26 protein-coding genes and 1 tRNA gene are annotated in these 26,552 nt (G+C 64.4%); 19 read left to right on the forward strand and 8 right to left on the reverse strand.

The window, feature by feature from the left end; all coding sequences use genetic code 11:
- The first annotated feature begins 24 nt into the window (after positions 1-24).
- From AC5RVY_RS11050 to AC5RVY_RS11090, 9 genes are all read left to right on the forward strand, one after another.
- A complete protein-coding gene (locus AC5RVY_RS11050) occupies positions 25-1,506 on the forward strand; it encodes an NAD(P)/FAD-dependent oxidoreductase (protein ID WP_493954756.1) in 1,482 nt (493 codons plus the stop codon).
- A 191-nt stretch (positions 1,507-1,697) separates the two neighbouring features.
- Positions 1,698-2,708 (forward strand): N-acetyltransferase, encoded by a 1,011-nt coding sequence (locus AC5RVY_RS11055; RefSeq protein ID WP_493954757.1) that lies wholly within the window; start codon positions 1,698-1,700, stop codon positions 2,706-2,708.
- 20 nt (positions 2,709-2,728) lie between these two features.
- Positions 2,729-2,802: transfer RNA gene (locus tag AC5RVY_RS11060), tRNA-Leu, on the forward strand.
- Between the two features lie 237 nt (positions 2,803-3,039).
- A complete protein-coding gene (locus tag AC5RVY_RS11065) occupies positions 3,040-4,272 on the forward strand; it encodes a branched-chain amino acid ABC transporter substrate-binding protein (protein WP_493954758.1) in 1,233 nt (410 codons plus the stop codon).
- A 130-nt stretch (positions 4,273-4,402) separates the two neighbouring features.
- Positions 4,403-5,410: a branched-chain amino acid ABC transporter permease gene (locus AC5RVY_RS11070; RefSeq protein ID WP_493954759.1), complete on the forward strand. Its 1,008-nt coding sequence runs from the start codon at positions 4,403-4,405 to the stop codon at positions 5,408-5,410.
- A complete protein-coding gene (locus tag AC5RVY_RS11075) occupies positions 5,407-6,657 on the forward strand; it encodes a branched-chain amino acid ABC transporter permease (RefSeq protein WP_493954760.1) in 1,251 nt (416 codons plus the stop codon). The genes AC5RVY_RS11070 and AC5RVY_RS11075 overlap by 4 nt, the downstream gene beginning before the upstream one ends.
- On the forward strand, positions 6,654-7,601 hold the full coding sequence (locus tag AC5RVY_RS11080; RefSeq protein ID WP_493954761.1) for an ABC transporter ATP-binding protein: 948 nt from the start codon (positions 6,654-6,656) through the stop codon (positions 7,599-7,601). Before AC5RVY_RS11075 ends, AC5RVY_RS11080 begins: the two co-directional genes overlap by 4 nt.
- Complete coding sequence (locus tag AC5RVY_RS11085) at positions 7,588-8,301, forward strand: ABC transporter ATP-binding protein (RefSeq protein WP_493954762.1); 714 nt, start codon at positions 7,588-7,590, stop codon at positions 8,299-8,301. Before AC5RVY_RS11080 ends, AC5RVY_RS11085 begins: the two co-directional genes overlap by 14 nt.
- Before the next feature lie 137 nt (positions 8,302-8,438).
- The gene (locus AC5RVY_RS11090) at positions 8,439-9,380 is read left to right on the forward strand and encodes a Bax inhibitor-1/YccA family protein (RefSeq protein WP_493954763.1); all 942 of its coding nucleotides are present in this window, start codon (positions 8,439-8,441) and stop codon (positions 9,378-9,380) included.
- Positions 9,381-9,512: 132 nt separating this feature from the next.
- Here the strand turns inward: AC5RVY_RS11090 and galK are convergent, their stop codons facing one another.
- Entirely contained in the window at positions 9,513-10,700 is a 1,188-nt protein-coding gene (gene galK / locus AC5RVY_RS11095) for a galactokinase (protein WP_493954764.1), read from the reverse strand.
- Positions 10,697-11,857, reverse strand: coding sequence for a galactose-1-phosphate uridylyltransferase (gene galT / locus AC5RVY_RS11100; RefSeq protein ID WP_493954765.1), 1,161 nt, complete (start codon positions 11,855-11,857; stop codon positions 10,697-10,699). Before galT ends, galK begins: the two co-directional genes overlap by 4 nt.
- Before the next feature lie 133 nt (positions 11,858-11,990).
- Here galT and AC5RVY_RS11105 point away from each other — a divergent pair, with 133 nt between their 5' ends.
- The 4 genes from AC5RVY_RS11105 to AC5RVY_RS11120 are packed head-to-tail and all read left to right on the forward strand — an operon-like array spanning position 11,991 to position 16,193.
- Positions 11,991-12,950, forward strand: coding sequence for an aldose 1-epimerase family protein (locus AC5RVY_RS11105; RefSeq protein ID WP_493954766.1), 960 nt, complete (start codon positions 11,991-11,993; stop codon positions 12,948-12,950).
- A 39-nt stretch (positions 12,951-12,989) separates the two neighbouring features.
- Positions 12,990-14,318 (forward strand): AI-2E family transporter, encoded by a 1,329-nt coding sequence (locus AC5RVY_RS11110; RefSeq protein WP_493954767.1) that lies wholly within the window; start codon positions 12,990-12,992, stop codon positions 14,316-14,318.
- Between the two features lie 3 nt (positions 14,319-14,321).
- Positions 14,322-15,560 carry a threonine ammonia-lyase gene (gene ilvA / locus AC5RVY_RS11115; RefSeq protein ID WP_493954768.1) on the forward strand — a complete coding sequence of 413 codons (1,239 nt, stop codon included), beginning with the start codon at positions 14,322-14,324 and terminating at the stop codon, positions 15,558-15,560.
- A 9-nt stretch (positions 15,561-15,569) separates the two neighbouring features.
- Entirely contained in the window at positions 15,570-16,193 is a 624-nt protein-coding gene (locus AC5RVY_RS11120) for a rhomboid family intramembrane serine protease (protein ID WP_493954769.1), read from the forward strand.
- Positions 16,194-16,272: 79 nt separating this feature from the next.
- Here the strand turns inward: AC5RVY_RS11120 and greA are convergent, their stop codons facing one another.
- Entirely contained in the window at positions 16,273-16,767 is a 495-nt protein-coding gene (gene greA / locus AC5RVY_RS11125) for a transcription elongation factor GreA (protein WP_493954770.1), read from the reverse strand.
- 142 nt (positions 16,768-16,909) lie between these two features.
- A complete protein-coding gene (locus AC5RVY_RS11130; protein WP_493954771.1) occupies positions 16,910-17,377 on the reverse strand; it encodes a DUF4307 domain-containing protein in 468 nt (155 codons plus the stop codon).
- 128 nt (positions 17,378-17,505) lie between these two features.
- Between AC5RVY_RS11130 and mca the strand changes: the two genes are divergently transcribed.
- The gene (gene mca / locus AC5RVY_RS11135; RefSeq protein ID WP_493954772.1) at positions 17,506-18,411 is read left to right on the forward strand and encodes a mycothiol conjugate amidase Mca; all 906 of its coding nucleotides are present in this window, start codon (positions 17,506-17,508) and stop codon (positions 18,409-18,411) included.
- 98 nt (positions 18,412-18,509) lie between these two features.
- Positions 18,510-18,899, forward strand: coding sequence for a hypothetical protein (locus AC5RVY_RS11140; RefSeq protein ID WP_493954773.1), 390 nt, complete (start codon positions 18,510-18,512; stop codon positions 18,897-18,899).
- A gap of 3 nt (positions 18,900-18,902) precedes the next feature.
- Here the strand turns inward: AC5RVY_RS11140 and trhA are convergent, their stop codons facing one another.
- Positions 18,903-19,649, reverse strand: a complete 747-nt coding sequence (gene trhA / locus AC5RVY_RS11145) for a PAQR family membrane homeostasis protein TrhA (RefSeq protein ID WP_493954774.1) — start codon at positions 19,647-19,649, stop codon at positions 18,903-18,905.
- 155 nt (positions 19,650-19,804) lie between these two features.
- On the opposite strand from trhA, the gene AC5RVY_RS11150 reads away from it, so the two are divergent.
- Together AC5RVY_RS11150 and phoH2 are read left to right on the forward strand one after the other, a co-directional pair.
- Positions 19,805-20,566 carry an isoprenyl transferase gene (locus AC5RVY_RS11150; RefSeq protein ID WP_493955050.1) on the forward strand — a complete coding sequence of 254 codons (762 nt, stop codon included), beginning with the start codon at positions 19,805-19,807 and terminating at the stop codon, positions 20,564-20,566.
- 239 nt (positions 20,567-20,805) lie between these two features.
- Positions 20,806-22,224 carry an RNA 5'-3' helicase PhoH2 gene (phoH2, locus tag AC5RVY_RS11155; RefSeq protein ID WP_493954775.1) on the forward strand — a complete coding sequence of 473 codons (1,419 nt, stop codon included), beginning with the start codon at positions 20,806-20,808 and terminating at the stop codon, positions 22,222-22,224.
- A 127-nt stretch (positions 22,225-22,351) separates the two neighbouring features.
- Here the strand turns inward: phoH2 and AC5RVY_RS11160 are convergent, their stop codons facing one another.
- Together AC5RVY_RS11160 and AC5RVY_RS11165 are read right to left on the reverse strand one after the other, a co-directional pair.
- Positions 22,352-23,029, reverse strand: a complete 678-nt coding sequence (locus tag AC5RVY_RS11160) for a GNAT family N-acetyltransferase (protein ID WP_493954776.1) — start codon at positions 23,027-23,029, stop codon at positions 22,352-22,354.
- Positions 23,030-23,085: 56 nt separating this feature from the next.
- Entirely contained in the window at positions 23,086-23,877 is a 792-nt protein-coding gene (locus AC5RVY_RS11165; protein ID WP_493954777.1) for a hypothetical protein, read from the reverse strand.
- A gap of 59 nt (positions 23,878-23,936) precedes the next feature.
- On the opposite strand from AC5RVY_RS11165, the gene AC5RVY_RS11170 reads away from it, so the two are divergent.
- Positions 23,937-24,491 carry a prepilin peptidase gene (locus tag AC5RVY_RS11170; RefSeq protein ID WP_493954778.1) on the forward strand — a complete coding sequence of 185 codons (555 nt, stop codon included), beginning with the start codon at positions 23,937-23,939 and terminating at the stop codon, positions 24,489-24,491.
- 58 nt (positions 24,492-24,549) lie between these two features.
- Positions 24,550-25,020, forward strand: a complete 471-nt coding sequence (locus tag AC5RVY_RS11175; RefSeq protein ID WP_493954779.1) for an NUDIX hydrolase — start codon at positions 24,550-24,552, stop codon at positions 25,018-25,020.
- A gap of 65 nt (positions 25,021-25,085) precedes the next feature.
- Here the strand turns inward: AC5RVY_RS11175 and AC5RVY_RS11180 are convergent, their stop codons facing one another.
- The gene (locus AC5RVY_RS11180) at positions 25,086-26,513 is read right to left on the reverse strand and encodes a class II fumarate hydratase (protein WP_493954780.1); all 1,428 of its coding nucleotides are present in this window, start codon (positions 26,511-26,513) and stop codon (positions 25,086-25,088) included.
- Positions 26,514-26,552: the final 39 nt, after the last annotated feature.

A 26,552-nucleotide genomic window follows, 5' to 3' on the forward strand; every position in this document is an offset into this window, starting at 1 on the left:
ACAAACTGCTGTATCCTTGAAACTATGGCAACCACCCCAGAGCTCCAGGACCGTCCCCGGGTACTCGTCGTCGGCGGCGGGTACGTCGGCCTGTACGTAGCACTCAAACTGCAGAAGAAGATCGCGAATGCAGGTGGCATCGTCACCCTCGTGGATCCACTGCCCTACATGACCTACCAGCCGTTCCTGCCCGAGGTGGCCGGCGGCAACATCGAGGCACGCCATGCAGTGGTCTCCCACCGCAAGCACCTCCAGCAGACCGAACTGATCCAGGGCCGCGTCACCGGGATCGACCACGCCAACCGCACCGCCGTGGTGGCTCCTTCCGACGGCGGGGCTCCTTTCGAAGTTCCGTACTTCGACGTCGTCCTGGCTGCCGGCGCCATCACCCGCACCTTCCCCATCAAGGGCCTTGCGGACAAGGGCATTGGCCTGAAGACCATCGAGGAAGCTGTTGCCCTCCGCAACCAGCTCCTGGAGCGCATCGAACTGGCCTCCACCATGACCGATCCCGCCGCACGTGCCAAGGCCCTCACCTTCGTGGTGGTGGGTGGCGGTTTTGCCGGCATCGAGTGCATCACCGAGATGGAGGACCTCGCCCGGGCCGCCGTCCGCAACAACCCGCGCATCAAGCAGGAGGAAGTCCGCTTCGTCCTCGTGGAAGCCATGGGCCGCATCATGCCTGAAGTTACCGCCAAGCAAGCCGAATGGGTTGTGGAGCACCTCCGCAGCCGCGGCATCGAGGTACTGCTGAACACCTCCCTGGACAGCGCTGAAGGCACCCTCAAACTCATCAACCTCCCGGACAAGACCCCTGCCCAGGAATTCGAAGCGGACACCCTCGTATGGACCGCCGGCGTGCAGGCCAACCCGATGGTCCGCTCCACCGACTTCCCGCTCGAGCCGCGCGGCCGCGTCCGCGTCCTGCCGGACCTGCGCATCGGCGGCGACGAAGGCATCGTCGACAACGCCTGGGCTGCGGGCGACATCGCCGCTGTCCCCGACCTCACGGGCAAGGGCCTGCCGGACGGCACCTGCGTCCCCAACGCCCAGCACGCGCTGCGCCAGGCCAAGCGCCTCGCGAAGAACCTGTGGGCCTCCCGCTGGGACAAGCCGCTCAAGGACTACAAGCACAAGAACCTTGGCGCTGTGGCGGGCTTCGGCGAGTGGAAGGGTGTTGCCAACATCAACCTCGTCGGCAGCATCGGCCTCAAGGGCGGACTGGCCTGGCTTGCCCACCGCGGCTACCACGGGCTGGCCATGCCCACCTTCGAGCGCAAGTTCCGCGTCATCTTCAACTGGATCCTTAGCTTCTTCGCGGGCCGGGACACCACGCAGCTGCTGGACCTGGACAACCCGCGCGGCGCCTTCGTGGCAGCAGCCACCCCGGCTCCCAAGCCTGCCGCCGCACCCGCTGCGGACGCCGCCCCGCCGGCCGGGGGTGCAGGCTCCGCCGAAAAGACGAAGGTCGATCCGAAGGAATCGGTGACGGCCAACGCCAAGTAGAACCGGTCCTGCCTGAGGCACGGTTGTCAACGCTGTGCCTTGACGCACGACGGCGGCTGTCCCCTTCCGGGGGACGGCCGCCTTTTGCGTTGGTAGGGTCAGGCCGCCGGCGGTGCTGCCACGGCCCTTCGGACGCCCTGCCACCATTCCCGCGTCCCGCCGTCGTGCCCTGCGCCTCCTAGACTGGCCGCATGACTGGCGAGAAAAACCTCCAGGCCCTGCTTGCGGGGATGCACCCGGTGCAGCGTCCTGGTGAATACGTCTACGTACTGTGGCCGCACGGGCGGCCGCTGGTGCCCGGCATCGAGGCGGCGGTCCGCGAAGCCGAGGGCCTAACGGTGGTGCTGCCCCGCGCCGAGGCGGATAAGGAGGGGCTGTCCTACGACTTTGTGGGTGCCTGGATCACCCTGCAGATCCATTCTGCGCTTGAGGCCGTGGGACTGACAGCAGCGGTGAGCAGAGCCCTCACCGATGCCAGGATCAGCTGCAATGTGCTGGCAGGCTTCCATCATGACCACCTCCTGGTACCGGTCGCTGACGCGCCAAGGGCCCTTGAGGTGCTGGCCGAGCTCTCCGCACAAGCCGGGTTGCGGCCGGGGCCCGGCAACCTTCAGGACAACGCCCCGCTCCAAGGCAGCGGACGGCCGCTCGATGAGGCGCACTCGCCCGTACTGCAGCTGCGCGATGAGACTCCGGCCGACCGGGATGCGATCCTCGCGCTTACGGCGGATGCATTCGCCGTCTCGCCGCCTACCGGCCGTCGCGCCGAGGGTGAGCCGGTGGAAGTGAAGGTTCTCCGTGAGTTGTTTGAGGCCAAGGAGTACCTTCCTGCCTTCAGTGTGGTGGCCGTGCTGGACGGGGAGGTGGTGGGCCACGTCATCAGCACGCGCGGATGGGCGGGCGGCCACGAACTGCTTGGCCTGGGCCCTATCGGGGTGGTGCCGCGGCTCCAGCGAAAAGGCATCGGGTCTGCTTTGATGAAGGAGACTATCGACCGGGCCAACGCCGCTGGGGAGATCGGCATCGCACTCCTGGGCAGCACGGACTACTATCCACGGTTCGGCTTTGTCCCGGCCACCACGCTGGGCGTCCTCCCGCCGGACCAGGCCTGGGGCGATCATTTCCAGCTCCTGCCGCTCGCTCTCTGGCCCGGCGGCATCCACGGCGTCTTCCGGTATGCCGAACCATTCACCCGCCTCTGACGGGATACCATGGAGCCGTTGCCCCAGTAGCCCAATTGGCAGAGGCAGCGGACTTAAAATCCGCGTGTTGTGGGTTCGAGTCCCACCTGGGGTACAAACGCAGAGCCGGCCACGGCGCCGGAAAGCATGGAAGCCGCCCGCATTGCGGGTGGCTTCCTCCGTTTGATTTCGCATATGCAACGACTGTTATATAGATGTGACCTCAGTCACTTATCTTCGCTGGGGATATGCATTAGCTTGAAGCTAACTCAGGAACACCTGATCCTCGGCGCAGCTGCGCCGGCACGTTCGCATCCCCGTCATCCAAGGGCCTGTTTCGGAAGGCAAGTTTATGTACCGAAAGAAAGTCTTCACCTCGTTTGCAACAGCGGCTGCACTCAGCCTGCTGCTGTCCTCCTGCGCCAATCAGGCAGGTCCGAACACAAACGAGACTTCGTCAGCCGGAGGCAAGGTTGACGTACCTGCCATTTCCAAGGTGGACGTTCCATCGGCAGCCGTCCTTCCCAAGGGAGACGGAAAAGCCACCTGCCCAGCCACCACCACACTGGCTTATGCGGGTGCGCAAACGGGTCCCAACGCCCAGTTGGGCGTGAACATCTTTAACGGCATCCAGTTGGCCATCAACGAGCACAACGAGGCGAACCCGGGCTGCCAGGTCCAGTTCAAGAAGTTCGACACCGAAGGTGATCCGAACAAGGCTACGGGCCCCGTAACCCAGCTGGTCAGTGAAGAGGCAATCGTGGGCGTCATCGGCCTACCGTTCTCCGGCGAGTCCAAGGCGACCGGCAATATTTTCGAACAGCGTGGCCTGGTCCACATCACCCCGTCAGCTACAAACCCGTCATTGACTGAAAACGGTTGGAGCACGTTCTTCCGTGGCCTGGGCAACGACGCCGTGCAGGGGCCGGCCGCAGCCAAGTTCCTGACCGGGAAGCTGGGCGCCAAGAAGGTCTACCTGGTCCAGGACGATTCCGACTACGGCATCGGTCTGGCTACGTCCACCACCAAGGGACTTGGGGACGCCCTGGCTGGCTCCGACAAGGTGACCACCGGGCAGAAGGACTTCTCGGCAGTCATCTCGAAGATCATCAACGCCAAGGCGGACGCCGTTTTCTACTCCGGCTACTACGCTGAGGGCGCTCCGTTCATCCAGCAGCTCGCCGGCAAGGGCTTTACCGGCACCTTCGTGGCTCCTGACGGCGTCAAGGACGAGCAGTTCATCAAGCAGGCCGGCGACGCTTCCAACGGGGCATTCTTCACCTGCCCCTGCATCCCCGGTGAGCTGATTCCGGACTTCGCTTCGGCCTACAAGGAAGTCTCGAAGGGCGTTGAGCCCGGCACGTACTCCATTGAGGGCTACGACGCGGCAACCGTACTGCTGTCCGGGATCGATGCGGGCAAGCAGTCCCGGCCGGACCTGCTGGCCTGGGTCAAGTCCTACGACAAGGACGGGCTGAGCAAGCACTACAAGTGGGATGCCAAGGGTGAACTCCAGGCGCCTACGGTCTACGGCTACAAGGTAGAGAACGCCAAGATCGTTCCAGTCGGCCCGATCGGCGAGTAGCAACTCCATGAAAATCGGCTGTGGGGCCAGCAGATGCGGCCCCACAGCCTTTTCGTGATTCGGCGACAAAGAGACCATACCCATCACCGCCGGGCCGACGGCCGCGTGCTATTGGATCAGGATGTTCCCCATGCTTCCCCTGCTTGTCCACTTACCCCCCCTCGAAAATGACTGGATAACTTTTGATATCCCGTCTCTCCAACAAAACTTCTGGAGCGCCACGTTTGACGGTCTGACCTTCGGAGCAATTTACGCTCTCGTCGCGCTGGGCTACACGCTGGTGTACGGCGTCCTGAACCTGATCAACTTCGCCCACTCCGAAGTATTCATCGTCGGCTGTTATGCCGTTTTCTTCACCCTCAGCAACCTTGGTTTCGGACCTTCCGTTCCCCGCCTTGGCTTCCTGGCGATCGTGCTCAACCTACTGCTCGCGCTGGTGGTCGCGATGGCCGCCTCGGCGGTGACAGCCTTCCTGCTGGAAAGGATCGCCTATAAACCGCTGCGGAAGCGCAACGCCCCGCGACTGGTGTTCCTGATCACCGCCATCGGCGCTTCCTTCACCATCCAGTACCTGATCTACCTCTGGCGTGGACCAAGCCCCGAGCTTGCGCTGACCATGTTCCGGCCCACGCCCATCTTCGACATCTTCGGAACGATCGTGGATTCGCAGCAGCTGCTCATCATCATCGCTGCCGTCATCATGATGGTGGGTATTGAGCGCTTCATCAGCAAGTCACGTACCGGCCGCGGCATCCGGGCCGTGGCGCAGGATCCGGATACGGCGACGTTGATGGGCGTGAACAAAGAGCGGATCATTATTACCACCTTCGTTATCGGTGGTCTGTTGGCGGGAGCCGCAGCCTTGTTCTACGTCATGAAAATTCCGTCCGGTGTCCAGTACAGCGGCGGATTCATATTGGGGATCAAAGCCTTTGCTGCCGCGGTGCTGGGTGGCATCGGCAACGTCCGCGGCGCACTACTGGGCGGACTGCTCCTGGGCCTTATCGGCAACTGGGGGCAGATCCTGCTGGGTAATTCGCAATGGACCGATGTTGTGGCATTTGTGGTCCTCGTCCTGGTGCTGCTGCTGCGACCGCAAGGCATCCTGGGTACTTCCCTTGGAAGGAGCAAAGCATGAGCATGACCGACGGGCCCACGCCTCTTGAAACAGTCGCGGCCAAGCAGGCCGCCGTGGACCGTGAGGCTGCCGAAACCAGCCCGGGGAGAAGCGTCACCCCCAGGGGCGGCCGCGGCCGCAAGCCCGGAGCGCTGTCCGAACGCTGGAATGCCCTTTCACGCCAGCAACAGTGGGCTTTCCTGATCATCGTTGTGGTGCTGGCCTACCTGTTGCCCCTGTTGAACCCACCCATCATCACCACTGAGCCCGGCAACAACTTTGCCCTGGCCTGCTTTGACATGGCCCGCTTCGCGCTGGTCGCAGTTGGGCTCAACGTGGTGGTCGGATACGCGGGCCTGCTGGACTTGGGCTACGTGGCGTTCTTCGCTGTGGGTTCCTATTGCGCGGCAATGCTCACAAGCCCTGACTCGCCCTTCCTGCATATTCCGTACCTGTGGACCATCCCGGTGGCAATGGCTGTGACGATGTTTTTCGGCGTGGTACTCGGTGTGCCCACGCTACGGCTGCGCGGTGACTACCTTGCCATCGTGACCCTCGGTTTCGGCGAAATCGTGCGCATTCTTGCCACGATCATTCCCGCCATGAAGGGCCAGGTGGGTTTCCAGAATGTGGGCCATCCGCCAGGAACGGCAGCGGACGGGGCTCCGATCTTTTCCAATTCCAACGGTGTGCCCTGGTATTGGCTGACCCTGACCATCATCATCATCATCACGCTCCTGGTGGGCAACCTTGAACGCAGCAGGGTGGGACGGGCTTGGATCGCCATCCGGGAGGACGAGGACGCGGCTGAAATAATGGGCGTGCCTACCTTCAAGTACAAGGTGTGGGCCTTCGCCATCGGCGCCGCGGTAGGCGGCCTCTCCGGTGCGCTGTTTGCCGGCCAGGTGGGGTTCGTCAACAACCAGAAGTTCGATGTCACCACGTCCATCCTGTTCTTGGCAGCGGTGGTGCTGGGCGGGGCGGGCAACAAGGTGGGCGCCATCCTGGGCGGGGCCCTGGTGAGCTATATCCCCTTGAGGTTTACGGCCATCGCTGAGTACAAGTACCTGATCTTCGGTATCGCACTGGTCCTTATCATGATCTTCCGCTCGCAGGGGCTGCTCCCGGCCCGCCAGCGGTTGCTCGCCTACGGCCGGACCGCCTTCAACAAGGCTTCCGGCAGGGACGGCAAGGAGCCGACGGCGGGCGGCGGCGGGCCTTCCGCTGCCGGGACACCGGCGGGCGGCCAGAGGGGAGCGGAAGCATGAGCGCGGAAAAGGCGGCCACCGGTTCCAGTGCAGTCCCGGAACACACCAACACGGAGCCGTCGGTTTCCGTGGTACACGGGATGGACATTGAGGCCCTGGCAGAGGCAGGTGTGGACCAGGACCTGGCGGAGAAGGTTGCCCCGGACCGCGACATAGCGGTGGAGGTTGGGGACAACATCGTTGAGGTTCAAAACCTGACCATCAAGTTCGGTGGCCTGGTGGCCTTGGACAACATCAGTTTCAACATCAAACGTGGTGAGATCCTCGGCCTCATCGGTCCCAACGGGGCGGGCAAGACCACCTGCTTTAATGCCATGACCGGCGTCTACAAGCCCAGCAGCGGAAAGATATTGCTGGAAGGACAGGCCCTGAACGGCCTTAAACAACACAAAATCACGCGGCTGGGCCTCTCCCGGACGTTCCAGAACATCAGGCTGTTTGGCGAAATGACGGCGCTGGAGAACGTGGTGGTGGGCCTGGACGCCCGCCACCGGACCAGTGTGGGCGGAGCATTGCTGCGCCTGCCTACCCATACCAGGGAAGAAAAGTCGGCGATCGAACGGGGGATGGCGCTCCTGGACTTCGTCGGCATTGCCGACCACGCCCACTTCCTGTCCCGCCACCTGCCCTACGGTTACCAACGCAGGCTCGAAATCGCCAGGGCTTTGGCCACCGACCCGAAGGTTTTGTGCCTGGACGAACCCGCCGCAGGGTTCAACCCGGCGGAAAAAGAAGAACTCATGGCGCTGATCCGGACCATCAGGGATGAGGGGTATACCGTTCTCCTGATCGAACATGACATGAAGCTGGTCATGGGAGTGACGGACAGGATTGTTGTACTGGAATTCGGCAAGAAAATTGCTGACGGACTGCCGCACGAAATCCGCGAAGACCCGCGAGTAATTGCGGCTTACCTGGGAGAGCCTGAAGATGACCTTGCTTGAAGTCGAAGGGGTTTCGGTCTACTACGGACGGATCCAGGCGATCCGCGACATGTCCTTTACGGTCAATGAGGGCGAGGTGGTGGCACTTATTGGCGCCAACGGTGCCGGCAAGACCACCACCATGCGGACCATCTCAGGCCTGCTCAACTGCGCCGGCGGGAAGATCAGGTTCGCCGGTGAGGACATCACGAAAATGAAAGCCCACCTCCGGGTGGTGCAGGGGATCTCCCAGGCTCCCGAAGGGCGCGGCATCTTTCCCGGCATGACGGTCAGGGAGAACCTGGACATGGGAACGTTTGGCCGGAAGGACAGGAGCGGGGTTTCCCAAGACCTGGACCGCGTGTTTGACCTGTTCCCCCGGTTGAAAGAGCGGGAAAAACAGCTCGGCGGCACCATGTCCGGCGGTGAGCAGCAGATGCTGGCCATCGGCAGGGCACTGATGTCCAGTCCAAAGCTGTTGCTGCTGGATGAACCCTCCATGGGGCTGGCCCCGCAATTCATCCGCCAGATCTTCAAAATCATCAGGGAGATCAACAACCAGGGCACCACTGTCCTGATGGTGGAGCAGAACGCAAACCAGGCCCTTGCAGGAGCGCATCGTGCGTTCGTCCTGGAAACAGGGGAGATTACCCATAGCGGGACGGGCAAGGAGCTCCTGGCTAATCCGTCCGTCAAGGAGGCCTACCTGGGCGTCGGATAGAGGGGAACAGGCGCCGTGCCGGTTACGGTTGGGTTGCACAGCGGCTCCTGCGGGAACTTTTCGCGGTGCCGCCACGTGAAAATTGGTAGCGTGAACCACAAGGAACACAAAAAACCATCACATGGAGGAATCCCGCAATGGCACTAGGCGGCAACCCGATCTTCAACGGAAAGAACTTCCGTGGAGCCACCCAGGCACCGCCTGTCCCGCAGGCTCCTTACGGCCAGGCTCCCTACGGCCAGGTTCCTTACGGCCAGCCCTTCGGCCAGCAGGGTTATGGCCGGCAGCCGTACGGCCAGGCTCCTTATGGCCAGCAGGGCTACGGCCAGCAGCCCATGACCGACGAGCAGCTGCAGCAGATGTACAACCAGCCTGCGGCGGGCCCGGCGGACACCGGCCGGATGACGTTCGACGACGTCATCGTCAAGACAGCTGCCTGCCTCGGCGTTGTTGTGGCGGGCGCTGCTGTCACCATGTTCGTCAGTATGGGGCTGGCGTCGCTGCTGATGATTGTCGGTGCGCTCGGCGGTTTCGTTCTGGCCCTGGTCAACACCTTCAAGAAGCAGCCTTCACCGGCGCTGATCCTCGCTTACGCGGGACTGGAGGGATTGTTCCTCGGAGGCCTGACCCGCATCCTAGATGCGCAGTTCCCGGGCGTTGGCCTGCAGGCTGTCATCGGCACCCTGTCTGTGTTCGCGGTAACCCTGGTCCTGTTCAAGAGCGGCAAGGTCCGGGCCACGCCCAAGGCCATGCGGTTCTTCATGATTGCCCTCATTGGTTACGCGGTATTCGCGCTGATTAACATGGTGATGATCTGGACGGGCGCCGTGACGGAGCCTTTCGGCCTGCGCACGCAGGTCGAGATCTTCGGCATCCCGCTGGGCGTTTTCATCGGACTGCTGGCCATTGGCCTGGCCGCGTTCTCACTGATCATGGATTTCACCAGCATCGAGGCCGGCGTCCGGAGCGGAGCGCCGCAGCGCTTCTCCTGGACCGCAGCCTTCGGCCTTACGGTCACCCTGGTGTGGCTGTACGTGGAAATCATCCGCCTGCTGGCCATCCTGCGCGGGGACGACTAGCCCTAGCGGCGTCCCGCCGTCGAACGCCCGCAAGGGCACTTGCAGAAAAGGCTGTGGGCCGCACCGGAAGGTGGGGCCCACAGCCTTTTGTGCGTAACCAGGCGTTCAGTGTAAATAGCCCCCCTGGACAAACTAGGCGATGCGCATGGCACCTGCCGCAGGAGTCACGGTGAAGATCTCCGGCTTAGCGAATCCCGCCCCGGCAAAGGCCTTGACGACGGCGTCACGCACCTTCTGTTCTGACCGGGTGGGCGTCAGGGCGATGGCTGCCCCGCCGAAACCACCACCGGTCATGCGGGCGCCGATGGCACCGTTGGCACGCGATGCCTCCACGGCCAGGTCCAGTTCAGGGCAGGAGATTTCAAAGTCATCGCGCATGGACACGTGGCTGGCGTCCAACAATGCGCCGATCGACGCCGGCCCCTCGGCCGCGAGCAGCTCCACCGTCTGCAGGACCCTGTCATTCTCGGTGACCACGTGCCGCACCCGCCGGAACGTCACTTCGTCCAGGAGGCCGGAGGCCTCCTCGAGGTCGCCTACCTGGACGTCCCGCAGTGCTTTGACGCCAAGCACCTCGGCACCCAGCTCACAGGACGCGCGCCGCGACGCGTAACCGCCGTCGGCATGGGAGTGCGAAACCTTGGTGTCGATCACCAGCATCACCAAGTCCGCAGGTTCCGTTTCAAAGGGAACCAGGCGGACGTCCTGGTTCCGGCAATCCAGGAACACTGCATGTCCTTTAGACCCCCGCAACGATGCGGACTGGTCCATGATTCCCGTGGGCGCACCGACAAAGTCGTTCTCGGCGTGCTGCGTGGCCAGGACCATCTCATCTGCCGTCAGCCCGGCGCCAGTCAGTTCATTCAAGGCCGAAATGACCGCGCACTCGATGGCGTGGGATGAGGAGAGACCCGCTCCAAGCGGAACATCTGACTCCAGCAGCAGGTCAATGCCGGGAACGTCGACGCCCCGCTGCCGGAGCACCCACATGACGCCCAGCGGGTACTTCGTCCAGCCTTTTGCCGAACCGGGCTGCAGGGAATCCAGCGAAGTGGTCACCACGCCCTGGTCCCCGTAGGTGGAAAGCAGCCGCACTGTTGAATCGGGACGGACGGCGATGGCCACCCGGGCAGTCCGGTCAATGGCGAAGGGCAGCACAAACCCCTCGTTGTAGTCGGTGTGCTCTCCGATCAGGTTGACCCGGCCCGGTGCCTGCCAGATGCCGGCGGGGACGCCGCCGAACTCATGGGTGAACCGGCTGCCGAGATCATTCGAACCTGCCGGTCCGGGCGTGGTGGAAGAATCACGGACGGCGCTCACGCGGTTGCTCCTTCAGCCAGGGCTGCCTGGAGGGCAGCAGCGGATGGGGTGGATGCCGGAACGGTGACGTTGCGCAGCCGCTCGGCCACACTTTCCGGGGTGGTGTCGTTGATGAAGGCACCCATGGCTGCCTCCGATCCTGCCAGGAATTTCAGCTTATCTGCAGCCCGGCGCGGCGAGGTCAGCTGGAGGTGGAGGTAGCTGGCGGGGCGCAGCAGGGAATCAAGCGGTGCCTGGTGCCAGGCCGAGATGTACGGCGTGGGCGTGGGGTAGAGGGCGTCCAGGCGCTTGAGGAGGTCCAGGTAAACGTGGGCGAGTTCGTCCTTTTCCTCCCCGTTCAGTGCTGCCAGGTCCGGAACCTGGCGGTGGGGAACGAGGTGGATCTCGAGGGGCCAGCGGGCGGCGAAGGGGACGTACGCGCTGAAGTTTTTGCCCTCGAGAATCATCCGGGCACCGTCCTCGCGTTCGGAGCGCAGCAATGAGCCCGTGAGCGTCTCCTTGCCGTCCGCCGCTTCATGGAATTTGCGGGCTGCTGCACCCAGGACCCCGGCCCGCGGGGTCACGTAGGGGTAGGCGTAGATCTGGCCGTGCGGGTGGTGGAGGGTGACGCCGATATCGGCGCCGCGGTTTTCAAACGGAAACACCTGCTTGATGCCGGGAAGCGCGCTCAGGGCTTCGGTGCGCTGGGCCCATGCCTCGATGACGGTGCGCGAACGGGTTTCACTCAATCCGCTGAAGGACCCGGTGTGTTCAGGAGTGAAGGCCACCACCTCGCAGCGGCCGTAGGCGGGGCCCTTGGTTCCCCAGCCGGCCTCAGCGGGGACCGTACCAAGCACCGGCCCCAGTGACGGGAAGCGGTTTTCGAACACCACCACGTCGTAGTCGTCAGCGGGAATTTCCGACGGGTTGCCGGCCGTGGTGGGGCAGATGGGACACTGGTCCGCCGGGGGAAGGTGCGTGCGGCTCTGGCGGTGGGCAGCGACAGCGACCCACTCACCGGTGAGGGCATCAAAACGGACTTCTCCCGGTTCGCCCCGCGTCGGCAGCCCTCTGTGATCGGCGGTGTTCTCCGCGGTTCGTTCCTTGGCCGCATCCACGTCATCGAAATAGATCAATTCCCGGCCGTCGGAGAGCCTGGTGGTGGTGATTCCGGTCATGAATCCTGTCCTTTGGTGATGCAGCAACGTAGGAATATTGTGCCATACGCCGCTCAAAAAAGAATAGAATCAAACAAAAAGTAACACACGCAGTGACGCCAAGGCCGGGCTGTGGGGCTGTACGGTATTGCTCATGACTTCCGATTCGTCCCTCGAGAACAGCGCTGCCTCCGGTTACCGGGCCTACGCTACTGGCCGGCAGTACGAGCTCCGGCGCGGAGATGCCCTGGCTGTTGTCACTGAACTGGCCGCCGGGCTCCGCCTGTACAGCAGGGGAGGAGTGCAGCTGACGGAGACCTACGCCGACGACCAGATTCCGCCCGGCGGGTGCGGCATCACCCTGGCTCCCTGGGCCAACAGGGTTGAAGACGGACAGTGGCTCCTGGACGGCAAGAAGCAGCAGCTGGACATTACCGAGGTTGCGCGAAACAACGCCAGCCATGGCCTCCTCCGGAACGCGTCCTACGTGCTGGTTGACGAGTCGGAGCACTCAGTCACGCTGGAGGCCACCATCTTTCCCCAGCACGGCTACCCGTTCCTGGCCCGCCACCGCGTGCAGTACCTCCTCGCGGAAGACCTTGGACTGGTTGTCCGCGAGACGCTGGCCAATGACGCCAAGTCAAGGGCACCCTTTGTCCTGGGCGCCCACCCGTACCTGCGCCTCGGTGATACGCCGCTTGAAGACCTGGTGCTGACTGTTTCCGCTGATACCCGGCTGGTCGCCGACGAACGCCTCATCCCGCGCAGCAGCGCACAGGTGCAGGGGGACACCGACTTCCGGGCGGGGCTGCACATCGCACCGCTGAGCGTGGACGTTGCCCTGACGGGCCTCCGGTTCGACAGCGGCAAGGCCCGCCACACCCTTGCCGCACCGGACGGCCGGCGGGTCAGCCTGTGGCAGGACGAGTGCTGCCCGTACGTCCATGTTTTCGTCAGCACGCAATACCCTGGCCGCAGCCGTGCGGTGGCAGTCGAACCCATGACCGGGCCGGCGAATGCCTTCAACTCCGGGGAGGGCCTGCGCTGGCTGGAGCCCGGGGAATCGTTCAGCATCTCATGGGGAATCGACTACAGCCCCGGTGCCGCGGGGTAGCGGTTTCCCATTACGCCACCGCTGCGGAAGTATTAGGCTATGACGCCAGCCGAGGATCCCATAGCATCCGACCCTCAAACGCCCGTACGGCAGCCATCAGCCCACGGAAGTCCGCCGCTGCGGGTCCTGACGGACCGCGAACTGGACAAGGATATTCCGTACGGGGTGCGCATAGCCGCGTCCTGGGCGTGGCGGCTGGGACTCATCCTCCTGGTGGGCGGCGCGCTGGTCTGGCTGTTGCGGCAAATCAGTTTCCTGATCATCCCGGTGATGGTGGCCGCACTCCTCGCCGGCCTCCTCAGCCCGGTCACCGTCTGGTTGCGGCGCCGGGGGCTTCCCGGTGGTTTGGCCGTGGCCATAACAGTCCTCGGCTTCATTGGCCTGATCGCCGGATCGCTGGCATTGGTGGGCAGGCAGCTGCTGATCGGATTCGGCGAGCTCTGGTCGCAGGCGCTGGAAGGCGTGAAACAGGTCCAGGACTGGCTTTCGGCCGGGCCCCTGCACCTGACCGCGGCCCAAATCGACCAGTACGTGAAAGAGGCTACCGATGCGCTGCAGAACAACAGCAGCAGCATCCTCAGCGGTGCCCTCTCCTTTGGCAGCACTGCAGGCCACTTCGCCGCGGGCATGCTCCTGGCGTTGTTTATCCTGATTTTTTTCCTGCTCGAAGGCGACCGCATCTGGGCGTTCCTGGTCCGGCTGCTGCCCAGGAAAGCGCGGGCCGCCACATTCGGTGCAGGGCGGAAGGGCTGGTCCTCAATGGTCAGCTACGCCCGCATCCAGATGTTCGTCGCGCTGGTTGACGCTGTGGGCATTGGTGTTGGTGCCGCCATCATTGGCGTGCCGCTGGCCCTGCCTCTGGGTGTACTGGTGTTTATCGGCTCCTTTATACCGGTGGTGGGCGCCCTGGTGACGGGAGTCATCGCCGTCCTGCTGGCCCTGGTGGCCAACGGGCCGGTGAACGCCCTGATCATGCTCGGAATCGTGTTGCTCGTCCAGCAACTCGAGAGCCACATCCTCCAGCCCCTGGTGATGGGCAAGGCAGTGGCCTTGCATCCGGTGGCGGTGATCCTTTCCGTTGCCGCCGGCTCCTACCTGGCCGGGATCCCCGGTGCGCTGTTCTCCGTGCCCATCCTCGCTGTCGCAAATTCGGCCATTCGCTACATTGCCGCCAGAACGTGGGAACATGAACAGGTGCCGGCAGCGCCTGGCGGCCTTTTGGTTGCCGGCGCCGGCCCGGACAACGCCATTAGGCATGTTGACCCGCCGGCTGCTCCCAAGGACGGCGCCGGAGCCGGCACAAACGCAGAACATCCTGACGCCCGTACCAACGGTGGGGCACAGGGGCCCAAATCCAGAGGAGATTAGTCCGTGAACATCCTTGAAACCCTTCCCGTCACGCTGGACGATGTCCTGGAGGCGCAGAAGCTGCTCGACGGGATTATTGCGCGGACCCCGGTGGAATCATCACGTGCACTGGGAAAACTCGTGGGCGGCGACGTCTACTTCAAATGCGAGAACCTGCAGCGTGCGGGATCGTTCAAGGTCCGCGGCGCCTACGTCCGGATGGCGCGCCTGTCGCCGGAAGAAAAGAAGCGCGGTGTGGTGGCCGCGTCTGCAGGCAACCACGCCCAGGGTGTTGCCGTGGCCGCCAAGAGCCTGGGGATCAAAGCCCGCATCTACATGCCGCTCGGGGTGGCCCTGCCCAAGCTGGCGGCCACCCGCAGCCACGGCGCCGAAGTTATTTTGCATGGCCACAACGTGGACGAGGCCCTGGCTGAAGCGCAGCGCTACAGCAATGAAACCGGGATGGTCTTTGTCCACCCCTTCGACAACGTGGACGTTGTTGCCGGCCAGGGGACGCTGGGACTGGAAATCCTTGAACAGGTGCCCAACGTGGACACTGTCCTGATGGGCGTTGGCGGGGGCGGGCTCCTGGCGGGGGTCGCCGTCGCCATCAAAGCGCGGGCCAAGGAGCTGGGCCGGGAGATCCGCATCATCGGCGTGCAGGCGGAAAACGCAGCAGCTTACCCGCCCTCCCTCGCCGCTGACGCCCTGGTGCCCTTGAAGAGGGTATCCACCATGGCCGACGGCATTGCCGTGGGCCGGCCAGGCCAGCTGCCCTTCAGCATCATCCGCGAGCTGGTGGACGACGTCGTGACGGTGAGTGAAGACTCCCTGGCGCGGGCACTGATCTTCCTGCTGGAACGGGCCAAGATGGTGGTTGAGCCGGCCGGCGCGGTGGGGGTGGCCGCCTTGATGGATGGCAAGATCGAGAACCCCGGAACTACCGCAGTGGTCCTCTCCGGCGGCAACATCGACCCCATGCTGATGCTGAAAGTCATCCAGCGCGGCCTCTCGGCGGCCGGGCGCTACATGACGGTCCGCATGATGCTCGATGACCGCCCCGGCTCGCTGGCCACCATCGCCAGGATCATTGCCGAGAACGATGCCAACGTTACAGGCCTGGACCACACCCGCGTCGGCGGCTCGATCAGCATGGGCGACGTTTCCATCACGGTGAACCTGGAAACCAAGGGCCACCAGCACGGCGAGCAGGTACTCAGCGCGCTTCGGGCCGAGGGTTTCCAGCCCATTGTGGTGCACTAAGGAGGCTTGATGGCCGGACTGACAGGCTACAAAGGCTTCGGCGACCGGCGGACCGTTGCCGCCCGGGCAAAGGGCGGCCTGCTGGTGCTGGGCGGCTTTGTGGCCCTGCTCTTCGTCATCGAGCTGTTCAATGCCCTGATGCTGCGCTCGCTCAACCGGACCTTTGGCCTGCGCCCCCGGAGTGCCGACGGGCTGTTGGACATCTTCACCTTCCCGCTCCTGCACGCCAGCCTGAACCACCTCCTGTCCAACAGCCTGCCGCTGATCATTTTCGGCTTCCTCGTGTTCCTGTCCGGGCTTCGCGTATTCCTGACGGCGTTGGCCTTCAGCTGGCTTGGCTCGGGACTGACCGTATGGCTCATCGGGAACGGCGGGGTCACCGTGGGTTCCTCCGGCCTGGTGTTCGGGCTGTTCGCCTTCCTGCTGGTCCGCGGGTTCTTCAACCGCAGCTGGCGGCAGATCCTCCTGGCGGTGGTGCTGTTCATGGGTTACGGAGGCATCCTGCTGGGTGTACTGCCCTTTGTTGCCGGCGGTTACATCTCCTGGCAGGCCCACCTGGGAGGTGCTGCGGGGGGAGTGGTGGCCGCGTTGCTCCTTCGCCCCCGCCAGGCCGGGCCGGGCAACGGCTCCTGAACCCCAGCCGTTTCTGGGCAGAAGCAAAAACGCCGGCCACCCCTTGGGGTGGCCGGCGTTTTGAGGTGTGCTGTTGCTGCTACGCGGCGTACGGCTTGGCGGAAAGGATCTCTACTTTGATGTCCTTGCCGTTGGGCGCGGTGTAGCTGACCGTGTCGCCTTCCTTGTGCCCAAGGATGGCACCGCCGAGCGGGGACTTCTCGCTGAACACGTCGATATCGGAATCGCCGGCAATTTCACGGGAACCGAGCAGGAAAGTCTCTTCGTCGCCGGCGATCTTGGCAACCACAATCATGCCGGGTTCCACGATTCCGTCATCGGCCGGTGCCTCACCCACGTGGGCATCGCGGAGCAGCGCTGTCAGCTGGCGGATGCGGGCTTCGATCTTGCCCTGCTCCTCCTTGGCTGCGTGGTAGCCGCCGTTTTCCTTCAGGTCGCCCTCCTGGCGGGCCTGATCAATCTTCTGGACGATTTCCGCGCGGCCAGGGCCGGAAAGGTGGTCCAGCTCTGCCTTCAGGCGGTCAAAAGCTTCCTGGGTGAGCCAGGCTGCAGCTGCGCTGTTGGTGGTAGACACGGACTTCTCCTCTAATGGTCCTACATGCAAAAGACCCCGCCACGGTGGCCACTTGTGGAACAGTAACCAGCTCAGCGGGGTAAAGGTATTGCTTCATTGTAGTCAATCCCGTGGATAAAACCCAACGTGGGAGCGGCACGGATCACATCTTTTGGCCTGAGCCGCCCGGAATCCAGCAGCTGTCCACCACGCCGGATACGGAAAGCGACTCCGTGCGGACGGAGACCCGCTGCGAAACTGTCCTGCCGCCGTCGGCGGTGTCCTCGGCCTCGGACGGGGGAATGTCCACGACCTTCCAGCCCACCACCGCGAATTTGGAATCCAGCGCCTTGATGGCGCACTGGACGGCGGTTCCCGGCTCCCGTGTCACCTGGAAATCCACCTCGGCCAGGGTGGCGTCCGTGGTGGAATAGCCGATGTCTTTGAAGCTCACCGTGGAGAGGGAATTGGAGGTGGAGACCCACGCCATGAATCCGATGCCTGCTGCCAGCGCAACACCACCAATGGCCCGCCTGGCGGTGGGGGAGAGCCTGCGCTTTTTAGCGCCATAACGATTGGCTAGGCTAGTGTTCGCGGGCTCGGATAGGGCCGGCTGGTCCGGGGAAGTCACCAGACCAGTTTAGTGCCCCTCCGCGGGGGCCTTCCCGTCCGGCGGCGCGCCGGACATGAGCGTCCGCCCGTTCAGCGATACATTCAGCAGCCACAAGCCGCGATATGAAAATAAGGAGCAGTCCTTCGATGACAGCGTCCAGTACCTCCCAGGCGCCGCTCCGGCTGCTCGCCGTCCACGCCCACCCGGATGATGAGTCCAGCAAGGGTGCCGCGACCATGGCGAAATACGCGGCCTCAGGGGTGGAAGTCATGGTGGCCACCTGCACCGACGGGTCGCGGGGGGATATCCAGAACCCCGCAGTGGAGGACGAACCGCATCCCAAACGGGACATGGCAGGGGCGCGGCGCCTGGAAATGGAGCGGGCGGCCAGCATACTGGGCATCAAGCAGCGGTGGCTGGGCTTCGTGGACTCGGGCCTGCCCGAGGGGGACCCGCTGCCACCCTTGCCGGCGGGCTCGTTTGCCACACTGCCGCTGCACCAGGCTGCCGCCCCGCTGGTGCGCCTTGTCCGGTCCTTCAAGCCGCACGTGATCCTGAGCTATGACGAAAACGGCGGCTACCCCCACCCCGACCACATTATGGCCCACCGCGTTGCCGTCGAGGCTTTCGAGGCTGCGGGTGATCCCGCGCGCTACCCGGAGGCGGGGGAACCCTGGGAGCCCAGCAAGCTGTACTACGACCGGGCCTTCAGTCCCGAGCGGTTCCGCGCGCTGCATTTCGCACTGGAGGAGGCAGGCCTTCAATCGCCGTATGCCGAGCGGCTCGCGGCGTGGCTGGAGGCCGACGCCGAGGGCCACACTCCGCCGCCGGCCCCGCACCCCACCACCACCCAGGTGGACTGCGGCGACTACTTTGAAGTGCGCGACGACGCCCTGCGCGCCCACAGGACACAGGTGGACCCGCTGGGGTTCTTCTTTGCGGTTTCCCCGGAGATGCAGCGCCGGGCCTGGCCCTGGGAGGATTACTCGCTGATCAGCTCGCGGGTACCCTCGGAGCTGCCGGAGAAGGACCTCTTCGCGGGGCTAAGATAGGACTGCAGGCAATTTCTATGCCGCGTAGAAGAAGTGCCCCGAGGCGGGGCCGCTGTATCCGCTGCCTGCTGACACCCGTTCCATAGAAGGTATCCAACGTGCACCGTCTGCTCCTCAGCCTGGCCACCACGCCCACACCACAGCCCACGCCGTCGCTGCGCGAGGGGATTACGCAGGACCAGGTGACGCCGGGACTCCTCGGCTTCATCATGACCGCCTTTTTTGTAGTGGCCACGGCATTGCTCATAGTGGACATGGTGCGCCGGATACGGCGCGTCCGCTACCGCGCCCAGGTGGAGGAAGAGCGCATCGCGGCTGCTTCTGCTGCTGACATCGACGCGGCAGAGGCTGCCGAAGCGGAATCCGCTGCTGCGGGGCCCGCGGGAGGTCCGGCGGCAGGTCCGGCAGCCGGCCCGGCGGCCGGCGATTCCTTCGAGGAACCGTCCGACGGCGGCACGGACGCAGGTCCCGGCAGCCGCCGCCACTAGCAGCTAGCTAAGTACGGCCAGGGCGATCGCAGCGAAGTGGGCCGCGAAGGCGACCACGGTCAGTGCATGGAACAGTTCGTGGAAGCCGAAGTGGTGGTAGCTGAAGTTCGGCTTCTTCAGTGCGTAGAAGACCGCCCCGGTGATGTAGAGAACTCCGCCCACGCAGATGAGGACGGCGGCAGGAACGCTGGCTTGGAAGAACTGCGGGAGATAGAACAGGGATCCGCAGCCCAGGGCGATGTAGATCGGAACGTAGAGCCAGCGCGGCGCATCAGTCCACAGCAGCCGGAACAGCACGCCCAGGATGGCGCCGGACCAGATGACCCAGAGCAGCAGCACCGCCTGCGGCCGTTCCAGCAGCGTCCACGCCAGCGGGGTGTAGCTCCCCGCAATCACCAGCATGATGTTGGTGTGGTCCAGCCGTTTAAGGACCATCTTCACCTTCGGAGACCAGTTTCCGCGGTGGTACACGGCGCTGATGCCGAACAGCATGACTCCCGTGGCCGCATAGACCGCTGACGTGACCTTGCGGTCCAGCGTCGGCGCCAAGACAATGAGGACAATACCCGCCGCCAGGGCCAGTGGAGCGGTGGCTGTATGGATCCAGCCACGCCATTTGGGCTTGATCATCAGAAGCTCGGCAAGCCGGACGGCTGCCTCGTCCACCGCGTTCGCCTCCGGGCCCCTTCCGGCGCTTGCAGTGCCGTCTGGTTGCGGCGACCGGGGAACGTCCGGGGTGTCGCTGTTCATTGCTTCAGAATAACTTACGCCGCAGTAAGTTACCGACGGGTAATACGGCGGCGTGCGGGTGATTCCGGTCAGGCCGGGACGGCGGTGCCGCTGCGGACGGTAGCCTAGGATGTGCAAGGCGGAACGTACAGCAAGGAAGTCAGGTGAGAGAGCGCGTGGAGTTGCCCGGGTTCCTCTACGGCTTTTATGAGCGCAGGCTGCTGAAGGACCTTGCCAGTGACCGCATTCCACGGCACATCGGCGTGATGGTGGACGGCAACCGGCGCTGGGCCAAGCAGTTCAATGCCCCCACCAGCCAAGGACACCAGGCCGGCGCGGACAAGATCCACGAGTTCCTTGGCTGGTGCCAGGAACTCGGGGTCAAGGTGGTCACTCTGTACATGCTGTCCACGGACAACATGAACAGGTCCAGCGAAGAACTCGACCTGCTGATGGGCATCATCGCCAATACCCTGGACCGGCTGGACGAGGACGCCAACATTTCCGTCCACGCCATGGGTGCCCCCGAATTGCTGCCGGACTACCTGGCTGAACGGCTCAACAAACTCACGGCCCGCACACCGGTCCGGGAAAAAATCCATGTCAACGTGGCCGTGGGGTACGGCGGCCGCCGGGAGATTGTTGATGCGGTACGCGAACTGCTGCACGATGCCGTGGCCAAAGGCAAGGACATCGGCGAACTCGCGGACGAACTTTGTGTCGATGACATCTCCCGGTTCCTCTACACCCGGGGCCAGCCCGATCCCGACCTGGTGATCCGCACCTCCGGTGAACAGCGCCTCTCCGGGTTCCTGATGTGGCAGAGCGCCTACAGCGAGTTCTACTTCTGTGAGGCGCTGTGGCCCGCTTTCCGGAAGGTGGATTTCCTGCGCGCCCTCCGTGACTACGCCGGCAGGCAGCGGCGCTTCGGAGCCTGACCTTCCCGATTAACCGCCGGTTCACATCCCCGCAACAAGAATCGCCGCGTAATGGTTGCGGAAATTACTTCCGATGGATTTACGTTATATCCATCAGCAGGCAAAACCGCCGGCTGATCGGGGAGGCCAGTACATGGAGCGAGACATCGCACCGGTTGTATGGGAGGCCGGACCCGGCCTCTTGGCCGATCCGGCTCACCACTAACACATCCGGGCTTGCGCCCGGGGCTGGAGTCGATGTGGCTACTTCTGAACAACTGCCCGCGGTCCTTTCGAACCAGGGACAGAAAGCTACCTCTCGCGCCACGCGAGCCACCTTGGAAACCGGTGCAGCGGAAGAACCCGCGGCCGGTTTTGCTGTTTCTGGAAGGGAAGCCACCATCCATACCTTCGTGATCGACACCTCCGTCCTGCTCTCCGATCCCCGCGCACTGCTGCGCTTCGCCGAACACGAAGTCATCGTCCCGATTGTGGTCATCACTGAGCTTGAGGCCAAGCGGCACGACCCCGAACTTGGCTACTTTGCCCGCACAGCACTCCGGCTCCTCGATGACCTGCGGGTCAAACACGGCGGCCTGAACCAGCCCATTCCCATCGGCGACGACGGTGGCAGCCTGATGGTGGAACTGAACCACATTTCCGCCGAGGTGCTGCCGCTGGGCTTCCGCAGCGGTGACAACGACAGCCGGATCCTCGCCGTCGCGAAGAACCTCGCGAACGAGGGCCGGAACGTCACGGTGGTGTCCAAAGACCTGCCGATGCGCGTCAAAGCCTCAGCGATGGGGCTCACCGCGGACGAATACCGCAATGAACTGGTGAAGGACTCCGGCTGGACCGGGGTGGCAGAAGTGGAAGCCGGCGACCAGGAGATCAACACGCTTTACGGCCACGAACCGGTCTTTATCCCGGCAGCCGCTGAACTGCCGGTCAACACCGGGCTGGTCCTGCTGTCCAGCCGGGGCTCGGCACTCGGCCGCGTGGGCCCGGACAAGCAGGTCCGGCTGGTGAAAGGCGACCGCGACGTCTTTGGCCTGCACGGGCGGTCCGCGGAACAGCGCTTGGCCATCGACATGCTGATGGACCCGGCCGTCGGGATTGTGTCTATCGGCGGCCGGGCGGGAACCGGCAAGTCGGCACTGGCACTGTGCGCCGGCCTGGAAGCGGTGCTGGAGCGCCGCGAACACCGCAAGGTAATCGTGTTCCGGCCGCTCTACGCGGTGGGCGGGCAGGAACTGGGCTACCTGCCCGGCTCCGAATCCGAAAAGATGAACCCTTGGGCGCAGGCTGTTTTCGACACCCTTGGCGCACTGGTCAGCCAGGAAGTAGTGGAAGAGGTCATGGACCGGGGCATGCTCGAGGTTATGCCCCTCACCCACATCCGTGGCCGCTCCCTCCACGACGCCTACGTGATCGTGGACGAGGCCCAGTCGCTGGAGAAGAACGTCCTGCTCACGGTGATGAGCCGGATGGGCCAGAACTCCAAGATCGTCCTCACCCACGACGTCGCCCAGCGCGACAACCTCCGGGTTGGACGCCATGACGGCATCGCCGCCGTCGTCGAAACCCTGAAAGGACACCCGCTCTTCGGCCACATCACCCTGACCCGCTCGGAACGCTCGCCGATAGCAGCCCTGGTGACGGAACTGCTCGAAGGCTAGCCCTATTCACCAAGGGCCGTGGCCGGTTTCGCCGGGCCGCGGCCCTTCTCCGTCGCTTAGACACAACGCATAGGGCCGTCTTCGGTCGCTGGGCGACCTCCGGCGGCCGATGCGTCGCGATGCGCTCCTACGAGAAGGACCGCGGCCCGTCGTGTGCTCCTGCCACCTTCAGGAACTTCGCTGCTTCTTCGTGGCCTTTTACCTGGAGGGTCCAGTCCGGGCGCTTGAAGGTCCCGGGGGTGAGGCGGACGTGTTGGATTGTTTCGACCTTGGGGCCCCACGCTTTCCGGGTGGTGCCGTTCAATTCGTAGCCCAGGGAACGGGAGACGCCGAGGGAGGCTTCGTTCCAGAGGGCGGCTTCGGATTCGGCTACTTCTGCGCCGAGCCAGTCGAAGGCGTACAGGGCGACGGCGGCGCGCATCTCCTTGCCGAAGCCCCGGCCCTGGACGGACTGCTTCAGCCACGACCCTGTACTGACTGTCTTGAGTGCGGCGAAGTCCTTGGCGCCGACATCCTGGCAGCCGATGAACTGGCCGTCGTGCCAGATGCCGAGCAGAAGTGTCCAGGCTTCCGGCGAGAACTCGGCCCGGCATCGCCAGTACCACCGGGCCATATTGGGCCCGAGCTCGTCCGCCGGAAGTTCGGTCCAGGGGGTGCTGAATGGGTTCCGGCCGGCTTCGTGGATCCCGCTGCGGGCCGCTTCCACGGCTGCCGCGATGTCCTGGTCCTGGATGGGGCGGAGTTCAAGGCGGGGAGTGGCCAGCCGGAGGCCAAAAAGGGGCCAGACGTCGCTCAGTGGGGTCATCAGCGAATCCTAATACGGAAACAGGGGCTGTGAAGCCGGGCCGACGCTTGTGGCAGTCAGGCCGGAACATCCCAGCTGATGTGCTGCCGCACGTCGGTGAGGCTCATCGACTGCGCGACGAACAGGTCATCCAGCATGTACTCGTCCACGGCAATGATGCGCAGCCAGTGGCCGTATCCTTCCGTCTCCGGCTCCAGGGACTGGCTGGCCACGCACACACCAGTGCCCACATCCACCCGGATGCGCGACCTTCCCGGCAGGCACAGCGGTGCCGCGGGATGGACCGGGTGATAGGCGGCGGTGGGTGCCACCACTGCTTCCAGGACCGGACGGCCTTCATGCTCCCCGTGGCGGACCTCGTGCACTTCTACGCTGTTGCTGCCGGGGAATTCGATGGGCACAGGGGCGTTGCCGGCAAGTTCCACCGGGTCCAGGGCTGCCGAAAACCGCCCGTTGCCGAATCCGGGTTCGCCGTAGGCGGCTTCCGGGCGGCGCCGCACCAGGCCCTGGTCGTCGTAGACGGGCGTCACCAGATGCGGCGGCAGGAGCCAGGACTTCCGGGTGGCGCTGACGTACAGGTTGTCCCTGGAATCGTTGATTCCGGTGGTGCTGTGCAGGACAAGTCCATCCGCGGTTTCGAGCCGGAGTGCGCCCGGGCGGCGCAGCCAAGCCCGCACCAGGGGCGCGGCCGGGCTGGGTGCCTCGGCGAAGGGCTCATCCCAGTATTCAAACCGCAGGGATTGCCACTTCCAGGGTGAGGACCTGCAGAGATTCCGGAACAGGGCAGGAGCCGGGACGGCTGAGCTGCTGTCCGGATCTGTCCGGTGCCGGGAGTCCCAGGTCGCCATATCCACAGTTTACGCGCGGCCGCTGCGTGGAGGCAGCGGAAATCCAGTAGCATCCGAGGGTGATCCAACGACTGGGCGAACTGTGGCAGCAGACTCCGCCGGCCTTCTGGCTGGTGCTCGCTGCCTGCGCCTATTTTGCGGTGATGGCGGTCCGGCTCACCGTGATTGACGTCCGGCATCACCTCCTGCCCAACCGGATCGTCTTCCCGTCCTACGCCGTTGCGGGTGTCCTGCTGCTCGCGGCTGCAGTCTTCGCGGACGCCGGTGCCGGTGCGGCTGGCGGCCCTGCCGGTCAGGCAAGCGGCGTGATGGCCCTGCCAGCAATCCGGGTTGTGGCCGGAGCCGCAATCCTGTGGGTCTTCTACTTCCTCCTCCGGTTTGCCTACCCGGCCGGGATGGGTTTCGGCGACGTTAAACTGGCCGGCGTCCTGGGACTGTATCTTGGCTATCTTGGCTGGGGCCACCTGTTCGCCGGTACCTTCCTGGCATTCCTGCTGGGCGGCCTGTGGTCCATTGCGTTGCTGGCTGCCCGCCGGGGGACCCTCAAATCGTCCATTCCGTTCGGGCCGTTCATGCTCGCGGGGGCGGCTGCCGCGATGCTGCTTCCGGCCTGATTCCCGGTGGCGAGGCAGTGCCACGGATTGCCAGGCAGCAGTTCGGTAGGCTGGCTGAGTGCCTGCACCTGACTACATCCTGAAACTCCGCAAGAAAATCGGCAACGATCCCCTCTGGGTCCCCGGCGTACGGGGCGTGGTGGTTGATGACTCCGGCCGCGTTCTGCTGGCCCAGCGGGCTGACAACAGGCAGTGGGCCCTGATCAGTGGAATGCTTGACCCGGGGGAGCAGCCCGCGCGCGGCCTGGTGCGGGAGATCTTCGAAGAAACAGCGGTGGTGGCCGAACCCGAACGCGTTGTCTCCGTAGGAGCGGTGGGTCCCATCACCTATCCCAACGGCGACGTCTGCGAGTTCCTGGACGTTGTGTTCCTTTGCCGCTACGTCTCCGGAACGGCCCGGGTGAATGACGACGAGTCCATTGCCGTGGGCTGGTTCGGGGTGGATGAACTTCCCGACCTCATGGCCGGGCACCTCACCAGCATCCACCGTGCCCTCGCCATGGCCGAAGCTGCCCACTTCGAACCCTGACAGTACGACGGCGGCCGCCCCGGGAAGGTGGGCGGCCGCCGTCGTACTTTATAGCGCTGGGGACCTTAGGCCTTGTGGGCCGGAGCCGTCATGGTGGTGACGTCCAGGGCCTTGTCGAGGTCGGCCTCGGAAACCTTGCCTTCGCCCTCCCCGACGAAGCCGAGCTTCTCGGTGGCCTGGCGGACGGTGAGGCCCTCAGCGACAGCCGTCTTGGCGATCTTGGCGGCGTTCTCGTAACCGATGTACTTGTTCAACGGGGTCACGATGGACGGTGACGCCTCGGCCAGGAACCGGGCGCGCTCCACGTTGGCGGTGATGCCGTCGATCATCTTGTCTGCCATCACCCGGCTGGTGTTGGCCAGCAGGCGGATTGACTCGAGCAGGTTTGAGGCCATGACCGGGATGCCGACGTTCAGTTCGAAGGCGCCGTTGGTTCCGGACCATGCGATGGCGGTGTCGTTGCCGATCACTTGGGCCGCGACCATGATGGACGCTTCGCAGATGACCGGGTTGACCTTGCCGGGCATGATCGAGGAGCCGGGCTGCAGGTCCGGGATGGCAATCTCGCCCAGGCCCGTGTTGGGGCCGGAACCCATCCAGCGCAGGTCGTTGTTGATCTTCATGAAGGAGATGGCGATGTTGCGCAGCTGGCTCGACGCTTCGATGAGGCCGTCGCGGTTGGCCTGGGCCTCGAAGTGGTCGCGGGCCTCGGTGAGGGGGAGCCCGGTGTCGGTGGCCAGCAGCTCGATAACCCGCTCCGGGAAACCGGCCGGAGTGTTGATGCCGGTGCCCACGGCGGTACCGCCGAGCGGAACCTCGGCAACCCGGGGGAGGGAGGCGTTGATGCGCTCGATGCCGTAACGGACCTGTGCGGCGTAGCCGCCGAACTCCTGGCCGAGGGTCACCGGGGTGGCGTCCATGAGGTGGGTGCGGCCGGACTTGACGACGTCCTTGAACTCCACGGCCTTGCGCTCCAGCGACTCGGCCAGGTAACCGAGGGCGGGAATGAGGTCGTTGATCAGCGCCGAGGTGGCTGCAACGTGCACCGACGTGGGGAACACGTCATTGGAGGACTGCGAGGCGTTGACGTGGTCGTTCGGGTGGACAACCTTGTCGCTGCCGGCCGCCTTCAGGGCACGCGAGGCGAGCTCGGCGATGACCTCGTTCGTGTTCATGTTCGAGGACGTGCCGGAGCCGGTCTGGAAGACATCGATGGGGAAGTCGCCGTCGTACTTCCCGGCGGCCACCTCATCCGCCGCGTCTGCGATGGCCTTGGCAAGCTCGCCGTCGAGCACACCCAGTTCAGCGTTGGCCTGGGCAGCCGCCTTCTTGACCCGGGCCAGTGCTTCAATGTGGGCACGTTCCAGGGTTTTGCCGGAAATAGGGAAGTTCTCCACTGCCCGCTGCGTCTGCGCGCGGTACAGTGCGTTCACGGGGACGCGGACTTCGCCCATCGTGTCATGTTCAATGCGGAACTCTTCAGTGGAAGTCATGGGGCTAGCTTAGGGCGATCCGGCACCCCACCGAAAACC

This window comes from Arthrobacter sp. Ha26, assembly GCF_059091705.1.

Coding starts and splice junctions, on each gene's coding strand:
- AC5RVY_RS11050 (WP_493954756.1), top strand. CDS start 25: ATGGCAACCACCCCAGAGCTCCAGGACCGTCCCCGGGTACTCGTCGTC.
- AC5RVY_RS11055 (WP_493954757.1), top strand. CDS start 1,698: ATGACTGGCGAGAAAAACCTCCAGGCCCTGCTTGCGGGGATGCACCCG.
- AC5RVY_RS11065 (WP_493954758.1), top strand. CDS start 3,040: ATGTACCGAAAGAAAGTCTTCACCTCGTTTGCAACAGCGGCTGCACTC.
- AC5RVY_RS11070 (WP_493954759.1), top strand. CDS start 4,403: ATGCTTCCCCTGCTTGTCCACTTACCCCCCCTCGAAAATGACTGGATA.
- AC5RVY_RS11075 (WP_493954760.1), top strand. CDS start 5,407: ATGAGCATGACCGACGGGCCCACGCCTCTTGAAACAGTCGCGGCCAAG.
- AC5RVY_RS11080 (WP_493954761.1), top strand. CDS start 6,654: ATGAGCGCGGAAAAGGCGGCCACCGGTTCCAGTGCAGTCCCGGAACAC.
- AC5RVY_RS11085 (WP_493954762.1), top strand. CDS start 7,588: ATGACCTTGCTTGAAGTCGAAGGGGTTTCGGTCTACTACGGACGGATC.
- AC5RVY_RS11090 (WP_493954763.1), top strand. CDS start 8,439: ATGGCACTAGGCGGCAACCCGATCTTCAACGGAAAGAACTTCCGTGGA.
- galT (WP_493954765.1), bottom strand. CDS start 11,857: ATGACCGGAATCACCACCACCAGGCTCTCCGACGGCCGGGAATTGATC.
- AC5RVY_RS11105 (WP_493954766.1), top strand. CDS start 11,991: ATGACTTCCGATTCGTCCCTCGAGAACAGCGCTGCCTCCGGTTACCGG.
- AC5RVY_RS11110 (WP_493954767.1), top strand. CDS start 12,990: ATGACGCCAGCCGAGGATCCCATAGCATCCGACCCTCAAACGCCCGTA.
- AC5RVY_RS11120 (WP_493954769.1), top strand. CDS start 15,570: ATGGCCGGACTGACAGGCTACAAAGGCTTCGGCGACCGGCGGACCGTT.
- mca (WP_493954772.1), top strand. CDS start 17,506: ATGACAGCGTCCAGTACCTCCCAGGCGCCGCTCCGGCTGCTCGCCGTC.
- trhA (WP_493954774.1), bottom strand. CDS start 19,649: ATGAACAGCGACACCCCGGACGTTCCCCGGTCGCCGCAACCAGACGGC.
- AC5RVY_RS11160 (WP_493954776.1), bottom strand. CDS start 23,029: ATGACCCCACTGAGCGACGTCTGGCCCCTTTTTGGCCTCCGGCTGGCC.
- AC5RVY_RS11165 (WP_493954777.1), bottom strand. CDS start 23,877: ATGGCGACCTGGGACTCCCGGCACCGGACAGATCCGGACAGCAGCTCA.
- AC5RVY_RS11180 (WP_493954780.1), bottom strand. CDS start 26,513: ATGACTTCCACTGAAGAGTTCCGCATTGAACATGACACGATGGGCGAA.